Raw genomic sequence first — 15,950 nt, 5'->3', positions numbered from 1 at the left:
ACTGCTCGCCGTCGCATCGTAAGCGTATCGACGTGATCAGGCGCATTCTCTTCGGCAATCACGCGACGCAGATGCCGGCGATCGCGCAATATCTTGACCATCAGCGCTATGAGGCGAGCTTCGCACCCTTCGACGCGGTCGATCTGACTCGTTTCGACCTGGTCGTGCCGCTGCGCGTCGAACAGATCGCATCGGCGCGTCCCGCCACGGCGCTTGGCCGGGCCACGCTGCCGGATGCGGATCTGGTCGCGCTGTGCGACGACAAGCTGGCCTTCAATCGTTGGCTGATCGGTAACGGCTTCGGCGACACCGTTCCCGAGTTGCTCGGGCCGTCCCCGGACGTCTTTCCTTATATCCGCAAGACGCGGCAGGGCGATTTCGGCTTCGGCTGCCAAATGATCCAGGGTCCCGGCGAAGATGACGGCGCCGACACGCCCGACGTCTTCCGCCAGAGAGCAATTGTCGGGGCCGACGAATATGTCCTGCACCTGCTGCGGGTCGGCGGCCGGGTCCGCTTCCACGTCGCCTATCGATACGACATGGGACAGCCGCTCGGTGTCCGCGGCCATGCCGATCGTCCGTCGGCGATCGTGCCGACCGATCCGGGCCCGGTGCTCGACCGGTGCATCGCCATCCTCGACGCGCTCGGCTTCGAAGGAACCTGCTGCTTCAACTACAAGCTGGAGGAGGGGGCGTTGCGCATCCTCGAACTGAACCCGCGCTTCGGCGGCTCGCTGGTCGGCGTGGTCACCGACTATGTCGCGGCGCATTTGGCCGCCCTCTAGCTAAACCGGCGAACCGCGGTTACATGGCCCGCCACTTCTCCCCATCAGCGAGGAACGGCACCTTGGATATCCGGCTCGGGCTCACCTTCGACGACGTCCTGCTCGTCCCGCAGGAGTCGGACATTCTGCCGAGCAGCGCCGACACCCGGACACAGCTGACCCGCGGCATCGCGCTCAACATCCCGATCCTGTCCTCCGCGATGGACACGGTGACGGAGGCCGACATGGCGATCGTCATGGCGCAGTTGGGCGGCATGGGGGTGCTGCACCGTAATCTGACCGTCGAGGAACAGGTCGCCGCGGTGCGGCAGGTCAAGCGGTTCGAATCGGGCATGGTGGTCAACCCGATCACCATCGCGCCGACCGCGACCCTGGCCGAGGCGCAGGCGCTGATGGCCAGCCATCGGATCAGCGGCATCCCGGTCGTCGAGGCGGACGGCAAGCTGGTCGGCATCCTGACCAATCGCGACGTGCGCTTCGCCGGCAACCCCAAGCAGCCGGTCGCTGAGCTGATGACGCGCGACAATCTCGCTACCGTCTCCACCGATGTCGGCCAGGAGGAAGCGCGCCGCCTGCTCCACCAACGCCGGATCGAAAAGCTGCTCGTCGTCGACCAGGCTTATCGCTGCGTCGGCCTGATTACCGTCAAGGACATCGAAAAGGCGGTTACCTATCCCGATGCGACCAAGGACGCCGCCGGTCGCCTGCGCGTCGCCGCCGCCACCACCGTTGGCGATAAGGGGTTCGAGCGGACCGAGGCGCTGGTCGACGCGGAATGCGACCTGATCGTCATCGATACCGCCCATGGCCACAATCGCGACGTCGCTCGCGCGGTCGAACGGGTGAAGGCGCTGAGCAATTCGGTTCAGGTCGTCGCCGGCAATGTCGCCACGGCCGCCGCGACGCGCGCCCTGGTCGATGCCGGCGCGGACGGGATCAAGATCGGCATCGGTCCGGGCTCGATCTGCACCACGCGCGTCGTCGCTGGCGTCGGCGTGCCGCAGCTGACTGCCGTGATGGATTGCGCCGAAGAAGCCGCCAAGTCGGGCGTGCCGGTGATCGCCGACGGCGGCCTGCGCACGTCGGGCGATCTTGCCAAGGCGCTTGCCGCCGGGGCGTCGACCTGCATGGTCGGCTCGCTGCTCGCCGGCACCGAGGAGGCGCCAGGCGAGACCTTCCTATACCAGGGGCGGGCCTATAAGTCGTATCGCGGCATGGGATCAGTCGGGGCGATGGGCCGCGGCTCGGCCGACCGCTATTTCCAGGGCGACATCAAGGACCAGATGAAGCTGGTGCCGGAGGGCATCGAGGGCCAGGTCGCCTACAAGGGCCCGGCGCGCGACGTGATCCACCAACTGGTCGGCGGCATCAAGGCGGCGATGGGCTACACGGGATCCGCGACGATCGCCGAGTTGAAGAATCGTGCGCAATTCGTGCAGATCACCGGCGCGGGCCTCAAGGAAAGCCACGTCCACGACGTGACGATCACGCGCGAGGCGCCGAACTACCCGACCCGATGAGCGAGGAGCGATGACGCCGGCGGCACGAACCCAGGCCGCGATCGACATCCTCGACGAGGTCATTGCCGCCGCGCGCGGCGGTGGCGCGGCGGCGGACGTGCTCGTCGCGCGTTACTTCGCGACGCGGCGCTATGCGGGATCGAAGGACCGGCGTGCCGTGCGCGACCTCGTCTATGCCGCCATACGCCGTGCCGGGGAGGTGCCCGTGACCGGCCGGGCCGCGCTGGTCGGGCTTGCGCGCGACGACGACGGGGTGGCGGCGACCTTCGACGGTTCCGCCCATGGTCCCGCCGCGATCGAACATGACGAGGCCGCCGCTGTGGCAGGGGCGGTGCCAGACTGGCTGTCCCGGGCTTTGTCGGCATCCGGCCTCGCCGTCGCGGATCAGGCCGCGCTGGTGGCGCGCGCGCCGCTCGACATCCGCATCAACCGCCTGCGCGCCGATCCCGCCGCGCTTGCAACCGAGCTTGGCGGCGAGCCGATCGCCGGTCTGCCCGACGCCCTGCGCCTCCCCACCGGCACCAACGTCGAGCCGCTCGCCGGTTTGGTCGAGGTACAGGACGCCGGCAGCCAGATTGTCACGCTCGCCGCGTGCGCGAAGCCTGGCCAGCACATCGTCGACCTGTGCGCCGGCGGTGGCGGGAAGACGCTCGCGCTGGCTGCGGCCATGGACAATCGCGGAACCCTGCTCGCCACCGATATCGACCGGCCGCGCCTGTCGCGCCTGCCACCGCGGGCCGCCCGCGCCGGCGTGACGATCGTCGAACCGCGCCTGCTCGACGGTGGCCGCGAGGCGGCGGCGCTCGCCGATTGGCAGGGACATGCGGACACGGTGCTGATCGACGCACCCTGTTCCGGCACCGGCACCTGGCGTCGCAATCCGGAGGCGCGCTGGCGGCTGACGCCGGCGCGGCTCGAGCGGTTCACAACGCAGCAGCGCCATGTGCTGGCGCTCGGCGCCCCGCTCGTGCGACCTGGCGGTGCGTTGGTCTATATCGTCTGCTCCCTGCTCGATGCGGAAGGGGCGGAGCAGATCGACCGCTTCCTCGCCGATCGTCCCGGCTGGACCGCCGAGCCGCTGACGCTGCCCGCCGGCCGGCCGCGCGGCGAGGGAATACGGCTCGACCCCGCCCATGACGGCACCGATGGGTTTTTTGTCGCGCGGCTGGCGCGGCCCTGCTAGCTTGGGCTTCGTGCCCTCGTCGGAGACCTTCATGCGCGTCACGTCCGTCGCCATCGCCGCCGCATTGACCCTGGTGTGCGTATCGACGTCCCTCAACGGCCAGCGTCCCGACGATCAGGTCGACGCCCGCTCGCTTCAGCTGCTCGCCCAGGGCAAGGCGGCCAAGGCCGCGGGCAATCTCGACGGTGCGACCGACCTGCTCGAAACCGCACTCGCGGTCGACCCGCGCAACCGCGAGGCGTTCGTCGTGCTGGCCGAGACCGCCGACGCGCGCGGCCTGCCCGGCAAGGCGATCCGTCTCTACCGCGAGGCGCTGTCGCTCGAACCGAATGACGTTGCGGCGCTGCAGGGGCAGGGCGAGGCGCTGGTCGCCAAGGGCGCGGTGACGTTGGCGAAGGCCAATCTCGCCAAGATCCGCACGCTCTGCAAGACGTCCTGCCCGCAGGCGACGCAGCTCGCCGCCGTGATCGCCAAGGGACCGCCGATTACCACCGCCAGTGCCCAAACGAAGACGGCGACGGCGAAGGAATAGGCTTTAATCCGATACGGCGATTGGCAGTCTCACAGGGCCCGGGCGATCGCCACGAAGTCCTCGACGGTCAGCGTCTCGGCGCGGCGTGCCACATCGATCCCCGCCGCCTCGGCCGCGTCGATCGCGCCCGGCACGCCCTTCAGGCTCTGCCGCAGCATCTTGCGTCGCTGACCGAATGCCGCGGCGGTGACACGCTCCAGCGTCGCGACCTCGACACCCGCCGGCGGCTCGGCGGGGGTGATGTGGACGACGGCAGACATCACCTTGGGCGGCGGCGTGAAGGCGGACCGGTGGACCGGCATCGCGATCCGCGCGTGACTGCGCCATTGGGTGAGCACGGCGAGCCGGCCATAGGCATCGGAGTTCGGCGCAGCGACGATCCGCTCCGCGACCTCCTTCTGGAACATCAGCGTCAGCGATTGCCACCACGGCTGCCAAGGGCCGGTCAGCCAGCCGACGAGCAGGGCCGTGCCGACGTTATAGGGCAGGTTGGAGACGATATGCGGCCGACCGGTGAAGAGCGATGGCGCGTCGATCGCCAGCGCATCGCCCTCGATCAGCCGCAGCCGCCCCGGATAGGCGGCGCCGAGTTCCTCCAGCGCGGGGATGCAGCGCCGATCGCGCTCGATCGCCGTGACCTGCGCACCGGCGGCGAGGAGCGCGCGGGTGAGGCCGCCGGGACCGGGCCCGACCTCCAGCACCTCGGCACCGTCGAGATCGCCGGGCACCGCGGCGATGCGCGCCAGCAATTGACCGTCGAACAGGAAGTTCTGCCCCAGCGCCTTGCTTGCCGACAGGCCATAGCGGGCGATCACCTCGCGCAGCGGCGGCAGTGGGCCGCCGACCGGAACGCTGCTCACGAAACCAGCGCGTCGGTACGCGCCTGCCGCTCCGCCATCTGCCCCGCCATGGCGATCGCCGCGATCATCGCGCCGGGATGCGCGGTGTCGCGCCCGGCGAGGCCGAACGCCGTGCCGTGATCGGGCGAGGTGCGGACGATCGGCAGCCCCAGCGTGACATTGACGCCTTCGTCGAAATGCAGCGTCTTGATCGGCACCAGCGCCTGATCGTGATAACCGCACATCACCGCGTCATAGCCGCTGCGGGCGCGGGCGTGGAACATCGTGTCCGCTGCGTAGGGGCCGGTTGCGGCAATCCCTTCGCGTTGCAGTTCGGCGATGGCGGGGGCGATCGTGTCGATCTCTTCCCGTCCGATCGCGCCGCTTTCGCCGGCATGCGGATTGAGCCCGGCAAAGGCCAGGCGCGGCGCCTTGATCCCGAACCGCTCAATCAGCCCTTGCGCCGTGACCCGCGCCTTGGCCAGGATCAGATCCACGGTCAGCGCGCGCGGCACGTCGGCGAAGGGGATGTGCGTGGTGATCGGCACGACGCGCAACGATGGCCCCGCGAGCATCATCACCGCATCCTCGCCAGCGATACCGCAGCGTTCCGCAACGAATTCGGTCTGGCCGGGATGGTTGAAGCCGATGCCGTAGAGCTGCGCCTTCGACACCGGGCCGGTGACCAAGGCCCGGGTCGCCCCCGAGCGGGTCAGTGCCGTGGCCTGTTCGAGCGCCTGCAGTGCGCAGCGGGCGCCCGCTTCATCAGGCAATCCGGGTGTCACATCGCCTGCCTCGCAGACACTCAACACCGGCAATGCCCAATCGAATGTCGCTACAGCCTCGTCGAGATCGGCGACCGGCGCGACCGGCCCTTGCCAGACGCGGGAGAAAGCGCGTGGGTCGCCGATCGCCACGAACGGCGGCAGGCTGCGCAGTGCCCGGACGGCCCAGCTCTTGGCGATGATCTCCGGTCCGATCCCAGCGGGATCGCCCATTGAAACGGCCAGCGGCGCCAGGGCCTTGCTCATGTCAGCGATACTCGATCACCGCATCGCGGCGGAGGTCGCGCAATTTGCTCTGCGCGCGCAGGTTGACACGCTGCTGCTCGAGCTGACCCTGGATCTGATTGGCGCTCGGCTCCGCACCTTGCTGCGGATCGTCGCGGCCGCAGATCACCAGCGAGCGCACGCCTTCCTCGGGCGAGCCGAACGGCGGTGTCGCCTGACCGACCTTAAGGCTGAGCAGGATCTGTTGCAGGCGCGGGTCGGGGACGCTGCGCACCGGCACGGAATCGTTGTCGACGACTTCGGCGCCGACGCTCTGCGCCACCTTCTCGACGCTGCCGCAGCCCTGGATCGACTCCAGCGCCTTGGCGAACACGCCGGCCCGCGCCTGCGCCTGCGCCATCGTCGTGTTCGGCGGAAACTTGATCGTCAGCTGCTTCAGGCTGAGCCGCGCGTCACGCGGATCGGCGGCGCCGATCGTCCGCTTGTCGGTCAGATAGAGGATCGAGAAGCCGCCCGGCGTCGGGATAGGTCCGGCCACCTGACCGACCTGCATCGACTGTGCTGCCTCGGCCAGCGGCTGGGGCAGGGTGGCGAGACGGATCCAGCCGAGATCGCCGCCGACCGACTTGGTCGAGGCTTCGGAATAGCTGCGCGCATAGAATTCGAAGGGCTGCTGCCCCTTCTGCAATTCCTGGATGATCTGGCGGGCGTTGGCGGCGACCTGTTCGCGGTTACCGTCGTTGGCGCTCAGGTAGATTTCGTGGAGGTTGAATTCTTCCGTGCCTTTGGCGGCCTGAATCCGATCGATGATCGCCTTCACCTCTTCATCGCCGACATTGACGAAGGGTTCCACGTTGCGCCGCAGGTAACGGTTCCAGGCGAGTTCGCCCTCGATCGCCTGACGCAGCGAGCGCTCCGAGGTGCCGGCTTTGCGCAGGGTGACGCGGAATTGTTCGGATGTCTGGCCCGCGCGCTTGGCGACGCCCGCGACCGATTGATCGATCTCCGCGGGGGTGATGGTGATCTTGTTGGCCTTGGCTTCCTGCACCTCCAGCGTTTCATCGATCAGCTGGCGCAGGATCTGCAGCTTGATCTGGTCCAGCTGGTCCGCAGGCGGCTTGGCACCACCATTGGTCAGCAGCGTCAGCGCCAGCCGCTGATCGACGTCGGTCTGCGTGATCACCGTGTCGTTGACGACCGCGGTCGGCTTGCGGATGTTCGGATCGAGCTTGCCGAAGATCTGCAGATTTTGCGGAATGTCGAGGTTGGTTTCCGGCACGCTCTGATCCGCGACGGTCTGCGCCACCGCGCCCCCGGCGGTCGCCGCCAGCAAAGCCCAGCCCATGGCGCGGCCCAGACGGGCGATCGGTCGAACGGCGGTCGGTCGAAATGCGTGCGTCACGTCGTGTCGTGTTCCCAAAATTGCGGCGCGGCGAGCGCGCAGTCAGCGTGCAGATGCCCCCGATCGGCTGAATGACGGCTTAGCGACCGATGTTGGTCAACGCCAGCGTCAACAGGAAGGCGTTGCCGCCGCGGGCGTCACCCGTATCCTGATAGGTCCGCCGCCAGGTCAGGCCGAGACGCAGGCAGTCGTCCTCATATTGCACGCCCAGCCGATGGCGGACGGGCGAAAACCCATCTGACAGCGAGAGCGGATCTTCCGCCTTGTCGGTGAGGTCGATGACGGTCGAGCCGAACGCCGACCAGAAGCGCGAGAATTGCACGCGTCCGCCGACCCGCAATTCCTCGCGATCCTGCAAATCCTCGATACTGGGAAAGATGTTGCGGTTGAGGCGCAGATAGCCGACCAGCAAATAGGTGCTGCGCGAGCCGACGGTGGCGTCCACCTCGTTGCGGCGGACGGCGAAATCGCCCTTGTCGAGCCGATAGCGGTGAGTGATCGACACGAAGTCGTGGACGCGCAGCTCGGTACGCCCGACGATGTCGGAGAAGCGGTCGGACAGGCCGGTGCCCTGCGGCAGGATCGTCGGCCGTTCCGACAGGCGATAGCTCTGCCCGATCACGGCGTTGAAGCTGACGCCGGGCAGGTCGACCGCCCATTCCGCGCCATAGGTCGCCCGGCTCGAATCCTCGAACCGGTCGTAGCCGGCGAAGCGGTTGAGCGCGAACAGGTTCGAATCCTCGAGATCGACCGAGCGAGCATCCTCGTTGGGAACTTCGAGATTGGCGATCTTGGGCGAGGCGACGATCTGCAACCGCGGCGTCAAACGCTGCGTACCGCCCATGAAATCGCCGACGAACGGCCATTTCACGTCGACCGCCAACGCCCCGAGCGCGCGGCCGCGAAAGCCCTCCAGCCCCCGGTAGCTGGCCACCGCGGTACTGTCGACGTTCTGCGTATTGTAGACATCGGCGCGGGCGTAAGCGGTGAGCGTCACCTCCTGGCCCCAATTGGTCAGGCGGCGCAGGTCCCATTGCCCGGCTACGAAGGCGCGTTGCGTGTCCTGGCCCTCCGGCCGGGTCAGCGCCAGCGTATTGCCCTGGAGCTGTAGCTTGCCGCCGAACAGGTCGAAGCGCTGCCGATAATCGATCTCGGGCAGCGCGATCGGCTGCGTGCCCTGTCGATCGTTCACGCGTAGCGTCTGCACATACCAGCCGGTGATCGCGAAATAGCTGTCGGCGTCGATATGCTCCAGGCTGGCGGTAGTGCGCAGCCGATCGTCGCGGGAAATCTCGTAGCGGCGCAGGAACGTGCGGTCAGTGGTCACGCGCAGCGATCCGCTCGCCGTCCAGTCGGGGCTCAGCTGATAGCGGGCGACGCCGTCGAGATAGCCGCGGAAGGCGCGCGTCGTGTCGGTGATGTTCACCGTCGTCAGATCGTCGCTGCGCCGGCTCTCTGTCGCATATCCGGTCAGGCGGAATGCGCCCGTCTGGCCGAGCGCGTCATATTGCGCCTGCATCATCGGCAGCTCGCCGGAGAAGAGATGCGGCGTCAGCGTCAGCCCCTTGTTGGGGGCGAGCTTGAAGAAATAGGGGACGACCAGCTCCAGTCCGTTCGACTGGTTGACCTGGACGTCGGGCATCAGCAGCCCGCTTTCGGACCCGCCGCCGACCGGCGTGGAGAAGCGCGGCAGCGGCAGCGCGGGCAGGCCGAACAGGTGGAACGAGCCGCCGCCGTAATAGAGGCGCTCGCGATCGGGCCGATAGGTTATGCGGACCGCCGTGATCTTCCACGACGGCTCCTTCGGGCATCCCGCGGAAGTTTCCACCGCGCAGGGCGTATAGGCGGCACTGTCCAGCTCGACGACGCCGTTCGCATCGCGCGTCCCGCGCTGCGCCGCGAGGCGGCCGCCGCGATTGAGCACGATCAGCATGTTGTCGACCACGCCGTCCTTGAGCGAATCGGTCAGCTCGATCGAATCGCCATAAGCTGTGTCGCCCTGCGGATTGGTGACGGCGATATTGCCGTTCGCCACGACCTTGCCGGTCTTGCGGTTCCACACGACCCGATCCGCGCGCAGCCGTTCCGTCTCACGGTACATGCGCACCTCGCCGACCGCCGTGACGACGTCGGCGTCGCTGTCATATTCCAGCCGGTCGGTGCTGAAGCGGATCTGATCCTGCGCCGGCATCGCGGCAGGATCCTGTGGGGTAGGGGAGGCTACGGCGAGCGCGGGATCGCTGCTCGGCGCCGGCGCCACCGGGCGCGCCCCGAGGTCCTGCGCCGCCGCGGGCCCGGCCAGGATTGCGAGCGGCAGGACGCAGCCGGCCAGAAGGTGGAGACGCAACACGACGATTCGAACTCACCCCTTTGGCGACCCCGGCACCGCCCTGATCGATGCCGCACGACCGCCGCCTATCGCATCACCCGCGCGACGCTGCAATCGTTGTGCTTGGCGTCGCCGAGTCCTAGATCATGGCCTTAACGCTATGATGCAGGAATAGGATCGCATGGACGTTCGCTTCGCTCCGGCTCTCTCCCCCGCCGCGACCCTCGTCGCGGTGCCCGTCGCCAAGGGGGCGGGCACACCGGCGCTCGCCGGCGTCGATCCGGCGCTGGTCGCGGCGGCGACGCGCGCGGCGCGCTTCGATGGCGAGGCGGGCGCGCTGGTCGAACTTTTCGCGACGCAGGACGGCGGCGTCCGTCAGTGGCTGATCGTCGGCGTCGGCGAGGGCAAACCAGCCGACTGGGCCAAGGCCGGCGGCGCGCTGACCGGCAAGCTGCTCACGTCCGGCGCGACTGAGCTCGCCGTCGACGTCTCGGCTGCAGGCGCCGAACCTGCCGCGGTCGCCCGCCTCGCCGCGGCCGCCGCGCAGCGCGGCTGGCGGTACGATATCTATCGCACCAAGCTGACCGACAAGCAGAAGCCGACGCTGCAGGTGCTGACGATCGCCGGCGCCGCAACCGGCGTCGAGGACGCTTGGCAGGCCGAGGCGGCGACCACCGCCGGTCTCGAACTGACCCGCACTCTGGTGACGCTGCCGCCCAACATCCTCTATCCCGAGACCTTCGTCGATTACGTCCGGGAGTCGGTAGACGGCCTCGGCCTGGAGATCGTCGTGCTCGACGAGGCGCAGATGCGCGAGCTCGGCATGGGGTCGCTGCTCGGCGTCAGCCAGGGTTCAGTGCGCGAGGCGCGGATGCTCGCGCTGAAGTGGAACGGCGGCGGCGACGGTGCACCGACGCTCGCCTTCGTCGGCAAGGGCGTGACCTTCGACACCGGCGGCATCTCGCTCAAGCCCGGGCCCGGGATGGAGGACATGAAGTGGGACATGGGCGGCGCGGGTGCCGTCGCCGGCGTGATGAAGACTCTGGCTGCGCGCAAGGCGAAGGCGAACGTCGTCGGCGTCATGGGCCTGGTCGAGAACATGCCCGACGGCAATGCGCAGCGTCCGGGTGACGTCGTGACGTCGATGTCGGGTCAGACGATAGAGGTGCTCAACACCGATGCGGAAGGACGGCTGGTGCTCGCCGATGCGATCACTTGGACGCAGGCGACGTTCAAGCCCGCGACGATCGTCGATCTCGCGACGCTGACCGGCGCAATGATCGTCAGCCTGGGCAACGAATATGGCGGCCTGTTCGCCAACGACGACGCGCTTGCCGATCAGCTGCTCGCCGCAGGGACCGAGACGGGCGACAAATTGTGGCGCTTTCCGATGTCCGACGCTTATGACAAGCTGCTCGACAGCCCGATCGCGGACATGAAGAACATCGGCCCGCGCGGCGCCGGCTCGATCACCGCAGCGCAGTTCATCAAGCGCTTCGTCGATCAGGGGGTGAAATGGGCGCACCTCGACATCGCCGGCATGGTCTGGTCCGACAAGCCCGGCGCCACGTACGACAAGGGCGCCACCGGCTACGGCGTCAAACTGCTCGACCGCTTCGTCGCCGCGCATTTCGAGCGCTGATGCAGGTCGACTTCTACCATCTGACGGCGGCACCCATCGATCGGGTGCTGCCGCAGATCGCCGACAAGGTCGTGACGAGCGGCGCGCGGCTGCTGATCGTCGCAGAAAGCAAGGACCAGCGCGCGCACCTCGACCGGCTGCTGTGGACCTATCAGGCGGACAGTTTCCTCCCCCATGCGCGGGTGGGATCGGGCGACGATGCCGCCCAGCCGGTACTGATCGCGGCGGAGGCGGAGGCGGGCAATGGTGCGCGTCACATCGCGATTGTCGACGGACGCTGGCGTGACGAGGCACTCGGCTTCGACCGCGCCTTCCACATCTTCGGCGAGGACCAGATCGGCGCGGCGCGGGCGGCGTGGCGCGCGCTCGGCGATGCCGATGGGGTCGAACGTCGCTATTGGAAACAGTCCGATAGCGGCCGCTGGGAACAGGCCGCCTGAGCCGTGTTGCCAAGTGGGGGCGCGGCGACTAGGGCGGCGCCACTTTCCACCGACAGCCCAAGCACAGGAGCTCCGTGACCATCATGGCCGCGAACCGGACCTTTTCGATCATCAAGCCCGACGCCACCCGCCGCAACCTGACCGGTGCGGTCACCAAGATGCTGGAGGATGCCGGCCTGCGCGTCGTCGCGTCCAAGCGCATCCACATGACCCGCGAGCAGGCCGAGGGCTTCTACGCGGTCCACAAGGAGCGTCCCTTCTTCAACGACCTGGTCGAGTTCATGATCTCGGGTCCGGTGGTCGTGCAGGTGCTCGAGGGCGAGAACGCCATGCAGCGCAACCGCGACATCATGGGCGCGACCAACCCGGCGAACGCAGAGCCCGGCACGATCCGCAAGGAACTGGCCGAGTCGATCGAGGCGAACACCGTTCATGGCTCGGACTCGGACGAGAATGCCGAGATCGAGATCGCCTATTTCTTCAAGCCCGAAGAGATCGTCGGCTGATGACCGACTGGCGGCTGCGGCGTGCGTCGGTCGACGATGCACCCGCAGTCGCGCTGGTCGCGCAGGCCAGTTTCCTAGAGACTTTCGCGGGCGTGCTCGCCGGTCCCGATATCCTCGCGCATCTTGCCGCCAAGAGCAGCGTCGCGCGGTTCGCCGCCTGGGCCGCCGACCCGACGTTCGTGCTGACGCTGGCCGAGCATCCTGCCGGCCTCGCACCTGTCGGCTACACTTTGCTGACTCCGCCCGAAGATGTGGGGGAGACGCGCGCCGGCGACATCGAGTTGCGCCGCATCTATACCTTGTCCGCCACCCGCGGCACCGGCTTAGGTGCGATGCTGATGGCGCAGGCGATCGCCGATGCGCGGGCGCGTGGTGCGCGGCGGATGCTGCTCGGCGTCTTCGCCGGCAACAGCCGCGCCCGTGCCTTCTACGAGCGTCAGGGATTCGCCGTGGTCACCGAACGCGCGTTCACCGTCGGCGCAACGGCGTGCGACGATCGGGTCTACGCCCGAGATCTTTAGTCGCTGATCGTCCAGCCCTGGCGGGGGTCGCGCCCTCGAACCGACTGCTGTTCCTTGAGCGCCTGCTCGAACCGGTCTTGCGCATCGGGCAGTCGTGCTGAGACCGGCATGCGCATCGCCGGCTGCGGCGTCGGTGCGGGCGGTGCGGCAGCAACGCGGGCGCTGCCGGAATCCACTTTGCCAATGCCGAAGCCGCTAAGGAATACCGAGCGGCCGAAGCGGTCGACATGGTCGACGATGGCGACGCCCGGCTGACTACCGTCCGGGCCGCCCAAAATACGCATCACCTCCGCCGCATCGGCGGTGTAGCAGGCGTCCCGTCGGCGTCCCGCGCATTCGGTCGGCGGCGCCGAGACGTCGCTTGGCCGAGCAATAACGGTGGCGGCCTCGGTGCCGCCGCCGCGGCTTGCGCTGCCGCCGAGGAATTGCACGTAGTCATGGCCGCCCGCGCGGGCCATTTCGGCCGCGCGGTACATGGCGACGGACAGGGCATCCCCGCGGCGCATCACTGCATCGACCCGCCAGCTGCCGTCTTTTTGAAGGCGGACGTCGTAACCCACCTTCATCCCAAGGCCCCACCATCCGTCGATCTTCTTCATCGGACCGTAATAGGGCGCGTCGGCCGCGTATGCGGCGGCAGGCACGCTCGCCGCGAGCAGGAACAGGCATGCTTTGATTGTCACACGAGGTCTCCCGATTCTCGACCGTCGCAGCCGTATCGGTGCGCGGTTAAGACCCGGTATGCAAACGCGCCGCGTGCCAGCGCAGGTGATCGCCCATGAAGGTCGATACGAAGAAATAGCTGTGGTCGTAGCCCGGCTGGATGCGCAGCGTGCAATCGATCCCCGCGCGCCGGCACGCATCGGCCAGCAGGTCGGGGCGCAATTGCTCGGCCAGAAACTGGTCGGCATCGCCCTGATCGATGAGCAGCGCCGAAATCCGGGCGCCGTCCTCGATCAACGCAATTGCGTCATGAGGCCGCCAGGCAGCCTGTTCGTCACCAAGATACCCAGCCAGCGCCTTCCTGCCCCAAGGCACTTGCGATGGCGCGACAATCGGGGCGAAGGCCGATATCGCACGGAATCGCTCCGGAAAGGTCAGACCGATCGTCAGTGCGCCGTGACCGCCCATCGAATGGCCGAGGATCGACTGACGCGTAAGGTCTGCCGGGAATTCCGCGCCGATCAGCGCGGGCAGTTCCTCGGTGACATAGCTCCACATGCGATAATGCGGCGTGAAAGGCGCTGCGGTGGCATCGACGTAGAAGCCGGCGCCGAGCCCGAAGTCATAGGCACCATCAGGATCGTCTGCGACGCCCTCACCACGCGGGCTGGTGTCCGGTGCGACGAAGATCAGACCCAGCTCGGCGCAGGCACGCCGATACTCGCCCTTGTCGGTGACGTTGGCGTGGGTGCAGGTCAGCCCGGACAGATACCAGACGACCGGCAGCGTCGCGCCCGGCGCGTGATCGGGCACGAAGACCGAGAAGGTCATCGCGGTACCTGTCGCCGCGCTGGTATGACGGTAGACACCCTGCGTCCCGCCATGCGCCTTGGCCGTCGATACCGTCTCCACACCCAGGCCCATAGTCATGCGGCCGGCCCGTGCATGGCGCAGACCTTGTTGCCCGACGGATCGCGCAGATAGGCGAGGTACAGCCGGCCGAACGGACTGTCGCGCCAGCCTGGCGGATCCTCGCACGGGGTACCGCCATGCGCCACGCCCGGCTCGTGCCAGGCGTCGATCGCTTCCGGATCCGCGGCGCGGAAGCCGATCGTCCCCCCGTTGGCGTGGCACGCCGGTGCCCCGTCGATCGGCGTGGTGAGCATGAAGAAGCTGCCGCCATGCATATAGGCCACGCGTCCTTTTGGATCGCGACGTCCCGGGGGAATGCCGATCGCGGTGAGGGCGGCATCGTAGAAGGCCTGCGATGCCGCGATGTCGTTGGCACCGACCATGACGTGGCTGAACATGTCCGTTCTCCTCAGTAGATGACGACGCTGCGGATGCTCTCGCCCGCATGCATCAGGTCGAAGCCGGTATTGATCTCGTCCAGGCTCAGCCGGTGGGTGATCATCGGGTCGATCTCGATCAGCCCGTTCATATACCAGTCGACGATCTTTGGCGTATCGGTGCGCCCGCGCGCGCCGCCGAAGGCCGTGCCCTTCCACGTCCGGCCGGTGACGAGCTGGAACGGCCGCGTCGCGATCTCCTTGCCCGCCTCGGCGACGCCGATGATGATCGATTCGCCCCAGCCGCGATGCGCGCTCTCCAGCGCCTGGCGCATCACCACGGTGTTGCCGGTGCAGTCGAACGTGTAATCGCCACCGCCGTCGGTCATCGCGATCAGATGCGGCACGATGTCTCCGATGTCGCGGGGATTGACGAAGTCGGTCATGCCGAAGCGGCGCCCCCATTCCTCGCGATCCGGATTGATGTCGACGCCGATGATGCGCAGCGCGCCGGCCAGCTTCGCGCCCTGGATGACGTTGAGGCCGATGCCACCCAGGCCGAACACGATCACCGTCGCACCGGGCTCGACCTTGGCGGTGTTGACGACCGCGCCGACGCCGGTCGTCACGCCGCAGCCGACGTAGCAGGTCGTGTCGAACGGAGCGTCTTCGCGGATCTTCGCCACCGCGATCTCGGGCAGGACGGTGAAGTTGGAGAAGGTCGAGCAGCCCATATAGTGAAAGATCGGCTGGCCCTTGTAGCTGAAGCGGGTGGTGCCGTCCGGCATCAATCCCTTGCCCTGGGTCGCGCGGATCGCGGTGCAGAGATTGGTCTTCTGGCTGAGGCACGATTTACACTGGCGGCATTCGGGCGTGTACAGCGGGATGACGTGATCGCCCGGCACGACGCTGGTCACCCCGGCGCCGACCTCGCGGACGATGCCGCAGCCCTCGTGACCGAGCACGCTCGGGAACAGCCCCTCGCTGTCGAGGCCGTCAAGCGTATAGGCGTCGGTGTGGCAGATGCCGGTCGCCATGATCTCGACCAACACCTCGCCGGCCTTGGGGCCTTCGAGGTCGAGTTCGACGATCTCCAGCGGCTGTTTGGCCTCGAACGCGACGGCGGCGCGGGTCTTCATGGGCATTGGCTCCGATCGGTGACGGGCGAACCGGTATTCACTGCGCGCCTCGGCCGCAAGCATCCAGGGTTGATCGCTGACGCCGGCCTGCTAGTCGCATTTGCAACGATATGTGGAGAGGTGGCGGCTGTGACCCCCGATTTTGATTTC

General features: G+C 67.8%; 16 protein-coding genes. 8 read left to right on the top strand and 8 right to left on the bottom strand.

Going from position 1 to position 15,950, the window contains the following annotated elements:
• Positions 1-32: 32 nt before the first annotated feature.
• From D9601_RS06030 to D9601_RS06015, 4 genes are all read left to right on the top strand, one after another.
• Positions 33-785, top strand: a complete 753-nt coding sequence (locus D9601_RS06030; protein ID WP_198352950.1) for a hypothetical protein — start codon at positions 33-35, stop codon at positions 783-785.
• 62 nt (positions 786-847) lie between these two features.
• Positions 848-2,305 (top strand): IMP dehydrogenase, encoded by a 1,458-nt coding sequence (guaB, locus tag D9601_RS06025; RefSeq protein ID WP_198352949.1) that lies wholly within the window; start codon positions 848-850, stop codon positions 2,303-2,305.
• Between the two features lie 10 nt (positions 2,306-2,315).
• A complete protein-coding gene (locus D9601_RS06020; protein WP_198352948.1) occupies positions 2,316-3,488 on the top strand; it encodes an RsmB/NOP family class I SAM-dependent RNA methyltransferase in 1,173 nt (390 codons plus the stop codon).
• Positions 3,489-3,519: 31 nt separating this feature from the next.
• On the top strand, positions 3,520-4,020 hold the full coding sequence (locus D9601_RS06015; RefSeq protein ID WP_198352947.1) for a tetratricopeptide repeat protein: 501 nt from the start codon (positions 3,520-3,522) through the stop codon (positions 4,018-4,020).
• Positions 4,021-4,049: 29 nt separating this feature from the next.
• Here D9601_RS06015 and rsmA read toward each other — a convergent pair whose 3' ends face one another.
• The 4 genes from rsmA to D9601_RS05995 form a co-directional block, all read right to left on the bottom strand.
• Positions 4,050-4,880, bottom strand: coding sequence for a 16S rRNA (adenine(1518)-N(6)/adenine(1519)-N(6))-dimethyltransferase RsmA (gene rsmA / locus D9601_RS06010; RefSeq protein ID WP_332837903.1), 831 nt, complete (start codon positions 4,878-4,880; stop codon positions 4,050-4,052).
• Complete coding sequence (gene pdxA, locus D9601_RS06005) at positions 4,877-5,890, bottom strand: 4-hydroxythreonine-4-phosphate dehydrogenase PdxA (RefSeq protein WP_198352946.1); 1,014 nt, start codon at positions 5,888-5,890, stop codon at positions 4,877-4,879. The genes rsmA and pdxA overlap by 4 nt, the downstream gene beginning before the upstream one ends.
• 1 nt (position 5,891) lies before the next feature.
• Positions 5,892-7,271, bottom strand: a complete 1,380-nt coding sequence (locus D9601_RS06000) for a peptidylprolyl isomerase (protein ID WP_332837902.1) — start codon at positions 7,269-7,271, stop codon at positions 5,892-5,894.
• A 79-nt stretch (positions 7,272-7,350) separates the two neighbouring features.
• Positions 7,351-9,621, bottom strand: a complete 2,271-nt coding sequence (locus D9601_RS05995) for an LPS-assembly protein LptD (protein ID WP_198352945.1) — start codon at positions 9,619-9,621, stop codon at positions 7,351-7,353.
• Between the two features lie 160 nt (positions 9,622-9,781).
• Between D9601_RS05995 and D9601_RS05990 the strand changes: the two genes are divergently transcribed.
• The 4 genes from D9601_RS05990 to D9601_RS05975 all read left to right on the top strand — a co-directional run bounded on the left by D9601_RS05990 (position 9,782) and on the right by D9601_RS05975 (position 12,709).
• Positions 9,782-11,242 carry a leucyl aminopeptidase gene (locus D9601_RS05990; protein ID WP_198352944.1) on the top strand — a complete coding sequence of 487 codons (1,461 nt, stop codon included), beginning with the start codon at positions 9,782-9,784 and terminating at the stop codon, positions 11,240-11,242.
• Positions 11,242-11,682, top strand: coding sequence for a DNA polymerase III subunit chi (locus D9601_RS05985; protein ID WP_198352943.1), 441 nt, complete (start codon positions 11,242-11,244; stop codon positions 11,680-11,682). The genes D9601_RS05990 and D9601_RS05985 overlap by 1 nt, the downstream gene beginning before the upstream one ends.
• Before the next feature lie 83 nt (positions 11,683-11,765).
• Positions 11,766-12,188 carry a nucleoside-diphosphate kinase gene (gene ndk, locus D9601_RS05980; protein ID WP_115381414.1) on the top strand — a complete coding sequence of 141 codons (423 nt, stop codon included), beginning with the start codon at positions 11,766-11,768 and terminating at the stop codon, positions 12,186-12,188.
• Positions 12,188-12,709 (top strand): GNAT family N-acetyltransferase, encoded by a 522-nt coding sequence (locus D9601_RS05975; RefSeq protein WP_198352942.1) that lies wholly within the window; start codon positions 12,188-12,190, stop codon positions 12,707-12,709. The genes ndk and D9601_RS05975 overlap by 1 nt, the downstream gene beginning before the upstream one ends.
• Here D9601_RS05975 and D9601_RS05970 read toward each other — a convergent pair.
• The 4 genes from D9601_RS05970 to D9601_RS05955 form a co-directional block, all read right to left on the bottom strand.
• On the bottom strand, positions 12,706-13,308 hold the full coding sequence (locus D9601_RS05970) for a hypothetical protein (protein WP_232473831.1): 603 nt from the start codon (positions 13,306-13,308) through the stop codon (positions 12,706-12,708). The genes D9601_RS05975 and D9601_RS05970 overlap by 4 nt on opposite strands.
• Positions 13,309-13,438: 130 nt before the next feature.
• Positions 13,439-14,296, bottom strand: coding sequence for an S-formylglutathione hydrolase (fghA, locus tag D9601_RS05965; RefSeq protein WP_232473977.1), 858 nt, complete (start codon positions 14,294-14,296; stop codon positions 13,439-13,441).
• 2 nt (positions 14,297-14,298) lie between these two features.
• Positions 14,299-14,682 carry a VOC family protein gene (locus D9601_RS05960; RefSeq protein WP_198352940.1) on the bottom strand — a complete coding sequence of 128 codons (384 nt, stop codon included), beginning with the start codon at positions 14,680-14,682 and terminating at the stop codon, positions 14,299-14,301.
• Positions 14,683-14,693: 11 nt separating this feature from the next.
• The gene (locus tag D9601_RS05955; RefSeq protein WP_198352939.1) at positions 14,694-15,800 is read right to left on the bottom strand and encodes an S-(hydroxymethyl)glutathione dehydrogenase/class III alcohol dehydrogenase; all 1,107 of its coding nucleotides are present in this window, start codon (positions 15,798-15,800) and stop codon (positions 14,694-14,696) included.
• Positions 15,801-15,950: the final 150 nt, after the last annotated feature.

Origin of the sequence: Sphingomonas sp. MA1305 (assembly GCF_016107325.1) — a bacterium.
GTDB lineage: Bacteria > Pseudomonadota > Alphaproteobacteria > Sphingomonadales > Sphingomonadaceae > Sphingomonas.
This window is presented reverse-complemented; position numbering and strand designations above follow the sequence as displayed.

Coding starts and splice junctions, on each gene's coding strand:
- D9601_RS05970 (WP_232473831.1), bottom strand. CDS start 13,308: ATGAAGAAGATCGACGGATGGTGGGGCCTTGGGATGAAGGTGGGTTAC.
- D9601_RS05985 (WP_198352943.1), top strand. CDS start 11,242: ATGCAGGTCGACTTCTACCATCTGACGGCGGCACCCATCGATCGGGTG.
- fghA (WP_232473977.1), bottom strand. CDS start 14,296: ATGGGCCTGGGTGTGGAGACGGTATCGACGGCCAAGGCGCATGGCGGG.
- D9601_RS06015 (WP_198352947.1), top strand. CDS start 3,520: ATGCGCGTCACGTCCGTCGCCATCGCCGCCGCATTGACCCTGGTGTGC.
- pdxA (WP_198352946.1), bottom strand. CDS start 5,890: ATGAGCAAGGCCCTGGCGCCGCTGGCCGTTTCAATGGGCGATCCCGCT.
- D9601_RS05990 (WP_198352944.1), top strand. CDS start 9,782: ATGGACGTTCGCTTCGCTCCGGCTCTCTCCCCCGCCGCGACCCTCGTC.
- ndk (WP_115381414.1), top strand. CDS start 11,766: ATGGCCGCGAACCGGACCTTTTCGATCATCAAGCCCGACGCCACCCGC.
- D9601_RS05975 (WP_198352942.1), top strand. CDS start 12,188: ATGACCGACTGGCGGCTGCGGCGTGCGTCGGTCGACGATGCACCCGCA.
- D9601_RS05960 (WP_198352940.1), bottom strand. CDS start 14,682: ATGTTCAGCCACGTCATGGTCGGTGCCAACGACATCGCGGCATCGCAG.
- D9601_RS06020 (WP_198352948.1), top strand. CDS start 2,316: ATGACGCCGGCGGCACGAACCCAGGCCGCGATCGACATCCTCGACGAG.
- D9601_RS05955 (WP_198352939.1), bottom strand. CDS start 15,800: ATGAAGACCCGCGCCGCCGTCGCGTTCGAGGCCAAACAGCCGCTGGAG.